This window comes from Photorhabdus hainanensis (genome assembly GCF_018448965.1).
Lineage (GTDB): Bacteria > Pseudomonadota > Gammaproteobacteria > Enterobacterales > Enterobacteriaceae > Photorhabdus > Photorhabdus akhurstii.
Genome location: NZ_RCWD01000047.1, coordinates 22,822 through 35,977, shown reverse-complemented (window position 1 = coordinate 35,977; position 13,156 = coordinate 22,822). Strand labels below are relative to the sequence as shown.

Annotated in this window: 5 protein-coding genes and 1 pseudogene; 4 read left to right on the top strand and 2 right to left on the bottom strand. The window is 56.2% G+C overall.

Annotated features, from left to right (window positions below):
• Together EAE92_RS21120 and EAE92_RS21115 are read left to right on the top strand one after the other, a co-directional pair.
• Positions 1-6,239, top strand: a pseudogene (locus EAE92_RS21120) (hemagglutinin repeat-containing protein); the annotation flags it as partial.
• 919 nt (positions 6,240-7,158) lie between these two features.
• Positions 7,159-7,794 carry an SMI1/KNR4 family protein gene (locus tag EAE92_RS21115; protein ID WP_214069482.1) on the top strand — a complete coding sequence of 212 codons (636 nt, stop codon included), beginning with the start codon at positions 7,159-7,161 and terminating at the stop codon, positions 7,792-7,794.
• A gap of 53 nt (positions 7,795-7,847) precedes the next feature.
• On the opposite strand, the gene EAE92_RS21110 is transcribed toward EAE92_RS21115, so the two are convergent.
• The gene (locus EAE92_RS21110; RefSeq protein WP_214069481.1) at positions 7,848-8,090 is read right to left on the bottom strand and encodes a SymE family type I addiction module toxin; all 243 of its coding nucleotides are present in this window, start codon (positions 8,088-8,090) and stop codon (positions 7,848-7,850) included.
• A gap of 78 nt (positions 8,091-8,168) precedes the next feature.
• Positions 8,169-8,561: a helix-turn-helix domain-containing protein gene (locus EAE92_RS21105; RefSeq protein ID WP_246545330.1), complete on the bottom strand. Its 393-nt coding sequence runs from the start codon at positions 8,559-8,561 to the stop codon at positions 8,169-8,171.
• A 100-nt stretch (positions 8,562-8,661) separates the two neighbouring features.
• Between EAE92_RS21105 and EAE92_RS21100 the strand changes: the two genes are divergently transcribed.
• Positions 8,662-11,976 (top strand): CHC2 zinc finger domain-containing protein, encoded by a 3,315-nt coding sequence (locus tag EAE92_RS21100; RefSeq protein WP_214069480.1) that lies wholly within the window; start codon positions 8,662-8,664, stop codon positions 11,974-11,976.
• The gene (gene xerC, locus EAE92_RS21095; RefSeq protein WP_214069484.1) at positions 11,963-13,093 is read left to right on the top strand and encodes a site-specific tyrosine recombinase XerC; all 1,131 of its coding nucleotides are present in this window, start codon (positions 11,963-11,965) and stop codon (positions 13,091-13,093) included. The genes EAE92_RS21100 and xerC overlap by 14 nt, the downstream gene beginning before the upstream one ends.
• The last annotated feature ends 63 nt before the right edge of the window (positions 13,094-13,156 follow it).

Sequence of the window (13,156 nt, the reverse complement as noted above, 5' to 3'; positions counted from 1 at the left end):
TGACACTGGCGGTCAAAGACACGCTGGACAATCAGTCGGGCCGGCTGGAAGCGGGCCACGCGTTCCGACTCAGTGCCTCCCAACTGAATAATAATCAGGGGAGCATTGTTGCCGCCGGGGACAGCGCCACCCTCACCGTGGGCAAAACTATTCAAAACGTTAACGGTCATCTTGAAGCTAAAACCCGACTGACAACGACCAGCCAGACCCTGAATAACACGCAGGGCGTATTGCTGGCGCAAAACATTGACAGCCAGACCACAGGCCATCCCTTCACCAATACCGCCGGACAGGTGATAGCCGAGGACACCCTGAAGGTCAATAGTGGTGAACTGGATAACACGGCGGGGCTGTTACAATCTGGCCGCGAGATGTCCATTGATACCCACGGGCAGAAGCTCACCAATACCCGCGATGCCGACCAAAAAACGGGCCGGGTGTTAAGCGGCGGGCAGTTAACCCTACGCGTCGGCGATGTTGATAACACCAGCGGGATAATCGCCGCGGACGGTAAAACCACGCTGACCGGCGCCAGGCTCACTAATACTCAGGGCCAGATAGCCGGAAATAGCGGGCTGGACATTCACAGCCGACAACTCACTAACCGCAACGGGACTTTACAATCCGCCGACGCCCTGACTCTGGATACCGACGGACAGTTACTGGATAACCAGCAGGGCCATATTCTCGGTGAGGGCAAGACGACCCTCACCAGTGGCCCGCTGGACAATCGCCACGGTCATCTTCAAGGCGGACAGTTGGCTATCGATACCCGACACGCCGCGCTGGATAACCGGGACGGCAAATTGTTATCTACGGACACCTTAACCCTGAATACTCACCAGCTCGATAATCGTCACGGGCAGGCGCAGGCGGTGGGCGACACCACACTCAATGTTGACACCCAAACCGATAACACCGGCGGCCTTATCCGTGGCGGTCAGCAATTGACCCTGAACACCGCTCGCTTGATTAACCGGAAAACAGCGCAGGTTGATAACGGAGTAGAAGCGCAAAACCTGACGGTCAACGCTCAACAGGTGGACAATACCCAGGGCGCTTTACGGGCAGCCAACCATCTGAAAGCTCAGGTGAGTCACACGCTGGAGAATGCTGAGGGGTTAATCTCCGCGGGCAAGCAGCTTACCGTAGGCGACGCGACCCGTCCTACGTCTCTGGTGATTAACAACCGGCAAGGCACGCTGATTGCCGGGGAGCACGCCACGATTAACGCCCATGCTCTGAGCGGTGACGGCCAACTGTTGTCGCAGGGCGATATGGCGGTCACTTTAACTGAGGATTTTCACCATACCGGCAACACCGCGGCCAATGGCAATCTGACCCTGAAAACGGCCGGTAATCTTATCAATGACCGCCAGATAAAAGCCGGTCAGGCGCTGCATCTGGGCGCACAGCATCTCACCAATAACGCCTCCGGCGAAATCAGCGCTAAACAAACGCAAATCAACGTTCACGATACCCTGAACAATACCGGATTGATTGACGGCAGCCTGACCCATCTCACGGCCAACACCCTGAACAATACCGGCACCGGGCGCATTTACGGGGACCAGCTCGCGCTCCAGACGGGCACGTTGAATAACACCGCGCAGGACGGCAAAGCCGCCGTCATTGCGGCGCGTGACCGGCTGGATATCGGCACCGGAACACTGAACAACCGTGACCATGCCCAGATTTATAGCGTGGGCGACATGCGCATCGGCGGCCAGTTGGATAACGCGCTGACGGCTACCGGTCAAGCCCGTGAGCTCAATAACCACGCGGCGACGATTGAAGCCGGGCGCCATTTGAAGATGAATGCCGACCAGATTAACAACACCAACGCCGGGTTGGTGACTCAGGTCGTCGAAACAGAAAAGTCTCAGCATCACGATGCAGTACTCAGCGGCCAGACCACTCGCTATGACTGGTCACAGGTGGACACTTCCCGCCGCAATAAATACAAAGTGCACGATGCCATCATGCCGGATGGCAGCCGCAGTAATGACTTTTACGAATATCAGTACACCCGGACCGTCAAGGAAACTCAGGTTAAACAGAGCGACCCCGGTAAAATTCTGGCCGGGGGTAATATCACGCTCAACAGTGCGCAGGTCACTAATCACGACAGCCAGATTGTCGCCGGCGGGGCGCTGGATGGAGAAATCGGCGAACTGCACAATATTGCCACTCAGGGCGAACGTATCACCACCGATAAAGGTCGCCAAACTCACTGGTACGCCAAAAAGACCAAACACAAAAAGTTCGGATTCGGGGGGACCAAAACCTCGCAGGGAAAAAGCCGCAGCAATTATGCCCCCGCCCCAGTGATAGAAACGATTGACCTGAAAACGCTGGCCTGGCAGGCGCATACCCGTCCACAGGGTACCGATATCACGATTACCGACCGACAAACCGGTCAGATACATTCTGCCCCCACAGCGGTCACGCCGGTGAACGGTATCAAAAATCAGCCACTGGTCTTGCCGCCCGGTCAGCCGTTTGAACTGAGTTTGCCCCCGGAGACCGTCAAAGGGCAAACAGTCGACCCGGTGATACGCGTGGTGACGCCCGATACCCGCCTGCCGAATAACAGCCTGTATACCGTGCAACCGGGCAGTGACAGCCACTATCTGGTCGAGACCGACCCGAAATTTACCCAGTACAAACAGTGGCTCGGCTCGGACTACATGCGGCAACAGTTAACGCACGACCCGGCGCTGGTTCACAAACGCCTGGGCGATGGGTTCTACGAACAGCGTTTGGTGCGTGACCAAATCACCCAACTGACCGGCCAGCGCTATCTGCCCGGCTACAACAACGATGAAGCCCAGTTTAAAGCGCTGATGGATGCCGGTGTCGCCTTTGGCAAACAGCAGCAATTAACGCCGGGCGTCGCCTTAAGCCCGGCACAGATGGCGTTGCTGACCTCAGACATTATCTGGTTGACTAACCAAACCGTCACCTTGCCGGATGGCACTACCGAGGTGGTCACCGTGCCGCAGGTTTACGCGCACGTCCGTCAGGGCGACCTGAGCAGTGACGGCGCTTTGCTGGCCGGGAATACCGTGGCGCTCAACAGTCAGGGCGATATCACCAACAGCGGCACGATTAGCGGGCGTGACGTCACCCAACTGACCGCCAACAATTTGACCAACAGCGGCTTTATTCGCGGCGGCAAAGTGGATGTGACGACCCAACAAACGCTTACTAACCGGGGCGGCCAGATTCAGGGGGATGACCGGGTGACTCTGAAAGGCCGCGATATCATCAGCGCATCGACGGTGCGCGGGGATGAGGCTAACCGCTGGCTGGACCGTCCGGCAGGCATCTATGTGCAGAACGATAAGGGCGCCTTATCGCTGAGCGCCATCAACAATGTGCAATTAACTGCCAGTGACGTCAAGAATGCCGGTAAAGACGGTCACACCGAGATAACCGCAGGCCATAACCTGACGCTGGACGCCTTAAGCACGCGCCGCACAGAGCAAGGGAATTGGGGGAAAGAGAACTATCGCCATCTGACCCAACAACAGGATATCGGCAGCCAGATAACCGGCGCCGGTGAGGTGACCCTGCAAGCCGGGCAGGATTTGAACGCCACCGCCGCCCACGTCAACGCCGGTCAACAACTGACGGCGCAGGCCGGCAATAACCTGACGCTGACCACCGGGACGGCTTCATCCGATTTAGTGGAGCACAGTAAACAAACCAGCAAAGGCTGGCTGTCGAAATCGTCAGTGGAAACCCACGACGAAGTGCATGACCGGCAGGCTCTGAGCGCCACATTCAGTGGCGATAAGGTCAATCTCCAGGCCGGTAAAGACCTCAATATCCGCGGCAGCAATGTCGCCGGTACGCAGGATGTCAGCCTGAACGCCGGTCATCAGCTCACCGTCACCACCGCCGCGGAAGCGCGCGATGAAACCCATTTGAGGCAGGAGAAAAAATCCGGCCTGATGGGCACCGGGGGGATTGGCTTCACCTTAGGCAAGGCCAGCCAGAAAGTCACCACCGACAGTGACAGCCAGCTGAGTAAAGGCAGCACGGTCGGCAGCAGCCAGGGCAACGTCACCCTCAACGCCGGAGAACAGCTCCGGGTTCACGGCAGCGAGGTGATTGCCGGCAAAGACCTGACGCTGGCCGGTCAACAGGTCGATATCACCAGCGCGGAAAACCGCCATCACACCACGACAAAAACCGAGCAAAAACAGAGCGGCTTAACCGTGGCGCTGAGTTGCGCCGCCGGCGGGGCCGTTAACAGCGCGGCGCAAACCGCCAGAACCGCCCGCACTGAAAGTGACCCACGAGTGAAAGCGCTGCAAAATACTAAAGTCGCGCTGAGCGGGGTACAGGCCGTGCAGGCCGGCCGACTGGCGGAAGCTCAGGGCAGTGATGACAAAGGCAATAATAATCTGGCCGGGGTGAGCCTGTCCTACGGTCGCCAGTCTTCCCGTTCAGAACAGCAGCGCCGCCAGACCACTCAACAGGGCAGCCATCTCACTGCCGGGGATAACCTGACCATAACCGCCAAAGGGGATGGCAAAGGCGCATCAGGCCAGCATGGCGATATCCGTATTCAGGGCAGCCAGTTACAGGCGGGTAAAGACCTGCAACTGAATGCTAACCGGGATATTCAGCTCTCCTCCAGCCAGAGCACTGAACAGACCACCGGCAAAAACAGCAGCCACGGCAGCTCGCTGGGCGTGGGCCTGACTGTCGGGCCGGGGGGCACCGGCCTGAATGTCTCGGCCAATGTCAGTCGGGGCAATGGCCATGAAAACGGCAACGGCGTCAGTCACACTAACACCACATTACAGGCGGGACAGACCGTCGGGCTGAACAGTGGCCGGGACACGACGCTGAAAGGGGCTCAGGTCAGCGGCGAGCAGATTACCGCCGACGTAAAACGTCATTTGACATTAAGCAGCGAGCAGGACAGCCAGCGCTATGACAGCCAGCAACACAACGCCAGCGCGGGCGTCAGCGCCGCCGTGGGCCCCCTCACCCACGGCACCGCGAGCCTCAATGCCAGCCGCAATAAACTCCACAGCAACTATGACAGCGTGCAGGAGCAGACCGGGTTGTTTGCCGGCAAAAGCGGCTATCAGGTTAACGTCGGCGACCACACCCAACTGGACGGCGCGGTGATAGCGAGTCAAGCCGACAAAACCAACAACACCCTGAACACCGGAACGCTGGGCTTCAAGGATATTAAAAATCAAGCGGACTTTACTGTTGAGCAGCAAAGCGCGGGCGTCAGCCTCGGCCAACCCACCGCCGGTCAGGTCCTGAATAATCTGGCGGTCAATGGGCTGAGTGGTTCCCATAACCAGGGCCATGACAGCAGCACCACGCACGCCGCCGTCAGTGACGGCAACCTGATTATCCGGGATAAGGCGCACCAGACGCAGGATGTCGCGACCCTCAGCCGCGATACCGATAACGCCGCCAATGTCCTCAGTCCGATATTTGACAAGGAAAAAGAGCAGCAACGACTGAAACAGGCGCGACTGATTGGCGAAATCAGCGCCCAGATGACCGAGATAGCCAGTACCGAAGGGAAAATTATCGCCACCAAAGCGGCGAAAGCGAAGCTGGACCATATCAGTGAACCGGACAAAGCGGCAGCCAGAAAAAAACTGGTCGACAGTGGCAATCCACACCCGACTGCGGCGGATATCAATAAGCAAGTTTATGACACCGCTTACACACAGGCGCTGAATGACTCGGGCTTTGGGACCGGCGGAACCTATCAGAAAGCCCTACAGGCGGCTACGGCAGCCATTCAGGGCTTAGCGGGGAACAATCTCGGTCAGGCGCTGGCCGGGGGCGCTTCACCGTATCTGGCGGGCGTGATAAAAGAGCTGACCACCGACCCGAAAACCCATCAGGTGGATATCGCCACCAACACGCTGGCCCATGCGATTCTGGGGGCAGTGGCCGCCGAAGTCAGCGGTAACAATGCCCTGTCAGGGGCAGCCGGTGCGGCTTCGGGTGAACTGGCGGCGCAGGTTCTGATTAAGCAGCTTTACGGCGACGGGGCCAACGTCAGTGAGTTAACGGAGGAGCAGAAGCAAACTATCAGCACCCTTTCCACCCTGGCGGCAGGACTGGCAGGCGGTATTGCCGGTGACTCCACCGCCAGTGCCCTCACTGGGGCGCAGGCAGGGAAGAATGCAATTGAGAATAATGCGCTGGCCTCGCGAAATCTGGGCGATTGCAGAACGATGTCACCGGAAGCCTGTGGTAAGGCCAAAGAATTGAGCCAGCGGATTTTGGATAAAGGTCTGCCGTCGGTTGAAGACACGCGCGGTAAACTGGCATCGTGTCAGGATGACAGTTGCCGTAAAGGGGTCTGGGCAGAATACCGGCAGGCCAGTGATGCGACCATCAACAGCCTGAAACAGATGGCGTTGAGTGGTGAGTTGAGCCGCGAAGAACTGGCCTTTATCAACCATGAATTGGGTAAAGAACTGGCGGTATCGGGATACCGTGCCAATGACAAGATAGGCCGTTCAGAGCAGAGCAGCTGGCTAAATGGCGGCAGCGGACCCCTCTCCGGGTTCTTTAACACGGAACTGCGCCAAAAAGAGCTGGAGAATGCAGGTTTATCCAAAGCCGATGCGGCGCAGTACGTGAAGGAAGAGCAGCGCAACCTGTTGTTGCTGGAGACTGCGACGGGAATTATTGGGGCAAAAGCCAGTGATAAAATGCAGGCGAAGCCATCATCTGTACCGTCAATAAAAGGTTCGACTGATAACAAAGGCAGTAGCTCGGAACAACATACTAATGAGCATAAAGTTATTGTTGTAGATAAAACAAAATATCCAGAATCAGCGAAGCATATTGAAGATGCTCAGAAAGCAGGGCATCCTAATGTGTTGACGATTGATCGTGGGGGCGCTGCTCAGAGGAGAAGAGAATCCTTGAAAAATACTCCTCCGGTGAAAGGTGCAGATCGTGATGAATATCCTCCTGCCATGTTTAAAGAAGGTGGTTCAGGTGCTTCGGTTCGACCAATTACCCCTTCTGATAATAGAGGTGCTGGATCATGTATTGGTCAACAATGTCGCGGATTACCTAATGGTACAACTGTAATTATAAAGACAGAAAAGACAGACAAATCAGGCAAAATAGAAACGGAGAAATAGAAAAATGTGGCCTTTAACTGACAAATTACTCTCAATTTGTAGTCATGATATTTCTTCGGTTAGATCAGAAAAATATATTGCTTCTAATTATGGAAAATCATTGGTAGATGAATTGAGCTGTTTATTGACTAAAAAAAATGGATTTTATGGCTTTGAGTCTGCATTACGCGTTTTTCCATATGAAACGATAGATGAAGAGATCGGCTTAATTGATTGGAACAACAATAGGTTATGGATTAACTCGTACGAAGATATGGCTAAGGATGCTCTTTTCTTTGCAGAAGATATCTTTGGAAATCAGTTTTGTTTAAAAGATGATTGTATTCATACATTCGATCCTGAAACGGGATTATTTGATAAATTAGCCGAGAGTATAAATGAATGGAGTGGGATTATCTTGGAAGATTATGAAGTCCTAACTGGATATTCTTTGGCTCATAATTGGCAAAACATTTACGGCCCTATTCAATCTGGCTATCGTTTAGTCCCTAAAATTCCTTTTGTTTTAGGGGGAGAATATGAATTGGAAAATCTTTACTTAGCTCGAACAGGCGAATCAATGAGAGCCAGAGCTGATTTGGCTCTACAAATACGAAATATTCCCGATGGAGCAAGTATTAAAATGGACATAAAAGATTAAAAATCAGTTAGCAAAAAGATCCCAATCCAAGCGCTGGGATCTTTTTTAAGCCGTCAGCTGTTCTCAACAAGCCGGATAATCAACTGCCCCCGTTCAACGGTGATGTTCACCGCCTGTCCGGTGGTAAACCCGGCTTCTTCCAGCCAGTTGCCTTTAAGATGCAGGCTGGGATGCTGACTGTAATAACGGGTCATGCCGGTGTTGCGATCTTCGTGGCGGGTGCTGGTATACCCCACCTTATAGCTGCGCCGGGCTTTTGAAATCTTCCAATCTGCATTACAATCGCGGTTAGCCATAGTAACTACTCCAATAGTTGCTTACGGTTAGCGGCGGTTCCGTGCTCCAACACGGGATCGCCGCACGTGTTTTACGTCTTACTTCTTGGTGCCCGCTCTGCTGTTGTTACGGGCAAAACGGTTGGCATCGTGTTTTAAAATCAATGACTCCAGTAACACCCTTGCCACTTCTTTCTCTTCCGGCGTGAACTGGCTGATAGCCTCAAACTGCAAACGCAGTTCTTCATCCGGGTTGCGCTCATTCTCGTCAAAAACCAGCGTATCTGCACTGACAGAAAGTGCACGGGAGAGCTTGCGGATAATCTCCAGTGTCGGTTGTACTTCGTCAGCTTCATAACGCCGGATCATTGTCACGTGACAACCGACTTTCTCCGCCAGTGCGGCCTGGGTGAGCTTGCGGTCTTTACGCAGGGTTGCCAGACGTTTACCAAAGTCCATAGAAATTACTCGCCAAGGAAACAGAGCCAGCATTTTAACCCCCTTGTTTAAACGTGATGCTTGAAACATACCATATATGCATGTATAAAGAAACCATAAAAGCATATTGACAGGTTTTTACAGGAGGTCACTGATGACCCGCGTTCCCGATACCGATTTAGCCCGCTTAAAGCAAACCGTCTCGTTGCTGGGGCTGGCGCGTAAGCAAGGCCGTGCGATGAAAAAACGCGGTGAGGATTATGTGCTGCGCTGTCCGTTCCATCACGAGAAAACGCCCTCAATGGTGATATCGCCGGCTAAGAACCTGTATCACTGTTTTGGCTGTGGCGCCGCGGGGTCGGTGCTGGACTGGGTGATACAAACGGAAGGGGTGACGCTGAAAATCGCTATCCGCCGGCTGCGGGAGCTGGCCGGGCTGCCGGACATGGACAATACGGTGGTGGCCGCCTCTTCGTTAGCCGCCCAGCCGAAATCACAGGCTGCACCCCTGCCGCGCCCGAAACTGGCCGACCTGGACGATGACGGGCAGGCGCTGTTGCATCAGGTGATTGATTTTTATCATCAGAACTTACTGGCGTCACCGGAAGCCAAAACCTGGCTGGAAAAACGCGGGCTGCATCATCCTGAACTGGTCAGCCACTTTAAGCTGGGGTATGCGGGTCATCACGGTATCAGCGGTTCCGCGGGATTGTTGCCGTCCAAAGACAGTCAGGAAGGTCAGCAGTTGCGCGGCAAGCTATCGGGGCTAGGCGTGTTGCGTACGACCACCCGGCAGGACCACTTCCGGGGCTGCGTCGTGGTGCCGATAATCGGCTGGGCCGAATCGGCCAGTGTGGCCAGCCGCGGGCGGGTGCTGCAACTGTATGGTCGCCGAACCCAGCCGGATTACAAAGTGCTGAAAGACAGCCCAAAGCATCTGTACCTGTCCTCACCCCTGGCCGGGGTCTGGAATGAGGCAGCGATGAAAGCCGCATCGGAAATTATCCTGTGTGAAGCGCTGATCGATGCCATGACGTTCTGGTGTGCCGGGTTCCGTAACGTGATTGCCGCGTTCGGGGTGAACGGGTTTAACCGTGAGTCCCTCGAAGCCTTGCAGTATCACGGCGTGAAACGGGTGCTGATTGCCTTTGACCGCGATGAGGCCGGAGACCGTGGCGCGGCTAATGTGGCCGCTGATTTACTGGAAGCCGGTATCGAGGCATGGCGGGTGCAGTTCCCGCCGGGCATGGATGCCAATGACTATGCGCTGAAAAGCGGCAACGCCGAACATGCGCTGGGGCTGGCCCTGCAACAGGCGGTCTGGCTGGGACAGGGAACCGCGCCGGGCGCGGTGTTCAGCCATGAGCGGCCCGTCTCGTCAGATATGACGGAAAAGCCCCAAAGTGCCGGTGTGGCTGAATCCTCTTCTTTAGCCGCCCCGCCAGAGCTAACCGTTGCACAAGTGCCCTGCGAGCGCACGGCGTCCGGTGAACTGCTGATGAAAAGCGGGCCACGTATCTGGCGGATACGGGGGATGAAAAAATCGCCGGTGCCCGATGTGATGAAAGTCAATGTGCAGGTGCGGGATGAAACGTCCGGCCTGTTCCATGTGGATACACTGGACATGTATCACGCGCGGCATCGTCAAAACTACATCAGCACGGCGGCGCAAGAGCTGGAATGCGAGCTGTCGGTCATCAAACGCGAAGCCGGGCGGGTCCTGCTGATGCTGGAGCAGCAACAGGATGCCGAACAGCGAGCGGAGGCCGAAGCCGCAGGGACAACGGCCGTCACGGTCAGCGCGGAAGACGAAGCCGCCGCGCTGGCGTTGCTGACATCGCCAAACCTGACAGAACAGATTATCCACGACATGGCCGCCTGCGGGGTGGTCGGCGAATCCACCAATCTGCTGACCGGGTATCTGGCGGCAGTCTCGCGCAAACTCGATAAACCGCTGGCCGTGTTAATCCAGAGCAGCAGCGCGGCAGGCAAGAGCAGCCTGATGGATGCCGTGCTGAACCTGATGCCGGAAGAGGAGCGTATCCAGTACTCGGCGATGACCGGGCAGAGTCTCTACTATCTGGGAGAAACCAGCCTGCAACACAAAATCCTGGCGATAGCCGAAGAGGAAGGCGTACGGCAGGCGGCCTATGCCCTGAAACTGTTGCAGTCCGACGGCGAGCTGAAAATCGCCAGCACCGGCAAGAACGAACAGAGCGGCGAACTGGTGACGCGGGAATACAAGGTACAGGGACCGGTCATGCTGATGTTAACGACGACGGCCATTGATGTGGATGAAGAGCTGCTGAACCGCTGTCTGGTGCTGACGGTCAACGAATCGCGCGAGCAGACGCAGGCTATCCACGCGATGCAACGGCACCGTCAGACACTGGCCGGGTTGCTGGCTGACTCGGAGAAAAGCTACCTGACTCAACTGCACCAGAACGCCCAGCGCCTGTTAAGGCCGCTGAAAGTGGTGAATCCGTATGCGCACCAGCTCACTTTTTTAAGCGATAAAACGCGGATGCGGCGTGACCATATGAAATACCTCACCTTGATACAGGCCATTGCCTTACTGCACCAGTACCAACGGGAAATCAAGAAAACCACGCATCGCGGGCAGGTGATTGAATATATCGAAGTCACCCAAGACGACATTGCCCTGGCTAACCAACTGGCACATGAAGTTCTGGGGCGCACGCTGGATGAAATGCCGCCGCAGACGCGTAAGCTGTTGCTGCTGATACAGGCGATGGTGAACGAACAGGCGCAAATCCAGCACTGCCAGCCAAACGAAGTGCGCTTTACCCGGCGGGATATCCGCGCCTTTACCCACTGGAGCGACAGCCAGCTTAAGAATCATTGTCAGCGTCTCACCGAAATGGAATACCTGCTGTCGCATGGCGGCAGCCGGGGGCACCTGCTGCATTATGAACTGCTGTGGGACGGGGAAGACAACAGCGTGGCGCACCTGTGCGGCCTGCTGGATGTCGGAGAACCGGACTCAGAAACCGCTGGCAGTGAACGCAAGTCTGACCCGGAAGGTGGTAAGTCTTCCCCAAGTCTGGGGCAAGTCTGGTCTAAGTCTGGGGAAGAAAAACCCGCGTCAGCCCAGACAGTACAAGGGCCGGCGGGTGAACAAGTCCGGGCAGATGAAAACGCAGTTATCAGGGAAAATAATCACGGAGACGCATTGCCCGTGCCCGACAGGGATAAAACGCCGGCAGCCGTCCCGACAGGTCATGATAGCAAGTCTGACTTAAATGAACACAAGTCTGCCTCAAGTCTGGGTCAAGTTCGGGTCAAGTCTGGGGTGAAAAAATCCCCATCAGGGCAGACAGAACACGGGTTCAGCGTGCCGCAAGTCGGGGTAACGGAAGACACGGTGATAAAAGGAAAAAAGAAAACGCGCCCCTTGTCTGCGCCCGCCCCTCAATCTCAACCGGAGGTCAATCATGGCAAACCGTAAACCGCGCAAAGGAAGTTTCCTGACCGTCGATGACGTCTACCGTCAGCCGGTAGGTCCGGCACATGACCCAAAAAGCTTATATGCGCTGCTGCTGCGCTTCGTGGCATGGCGGCAGGAGCGGAACTGGTCGGAAACCACGCTGAAAGTGCAGACCCATCACACCTATCGCTTTATCCTGTGGGCCACGGAACGGGGCCTGTACTATGCCGCGGATATCACCCGGCCGATACTGGAGCGTTACCAGCGTTATCTGTATCAGTACCGCAAGACCAACGGAGAGCCGCTAAGCATCCGCACCCAGCGCACGCAGTTGCAGCCGTTGCAGGTGTGGTTCAAATGGCTGACCAAACAGAACCTGATACTGGCGAACCCGGCAGCGGACATTGAGCTGCCGCGGGAAGAAAAACGGCTGCCAAAGTATATCCTGAGCATTGATGAAATCGAGCATATCCTGTCGCTGCCTGACCCGCATACGTTGCAGGGCGCACGCGACCGGGCCCTGATGGAGCTGCTCTGGTCAACGGGGATACGGCGCAGTGAAGCGGCCCGGCTCGATATCTACAGCATTGACGGGTCACGCAAAACCGTGACCGTCCGGCAGGGCAAGGGGAATAAAGACCGGGTGTTGCCCCTCGGCGAACGGGCTTTAAGCTGGCTCCAGTTCTATCAGCAACAGGTTCGCCCGCAACTGCTGGTCACCCCGGACATTCAATCGCTGTTCGTGGCAATGGACGGTCTCGACGGGTTGCAGCCGAACGGTATCACCCATGCCGTGAGCGGCTATATCCGGGCCGCCGGCATTGAGAAAAAAGGTGCCTGCCACCTGTTCCGACACGCGATGGCAACCCAGATGCTGGAGAACGGGGCGGACCTGCGCTGGATACAGGCCATGTTAGGCCATGCGAGCGTGGAATCCACCCAGGTGTATACGCAGGTCTCTATCCGGGCCTTACAGGCGGTACACGCCAGCACCCACCCGGCGGAGCAAATGGCTGACGAGAAAGTCAGCGACGCCGATGAAGTGGGTTTACTGGCCGACCTGTACGCCGACGATAACGCCGGCACGAGCACGCCCCCGGACAGCCCAGAGCCGACCTCAACACGCGATCCCCGCTGACCATCCGCACGCCCCCGTTGAGTTGGGTGGGTTCGGTGTGGGGGCAGACCGTGGCCGGACTGC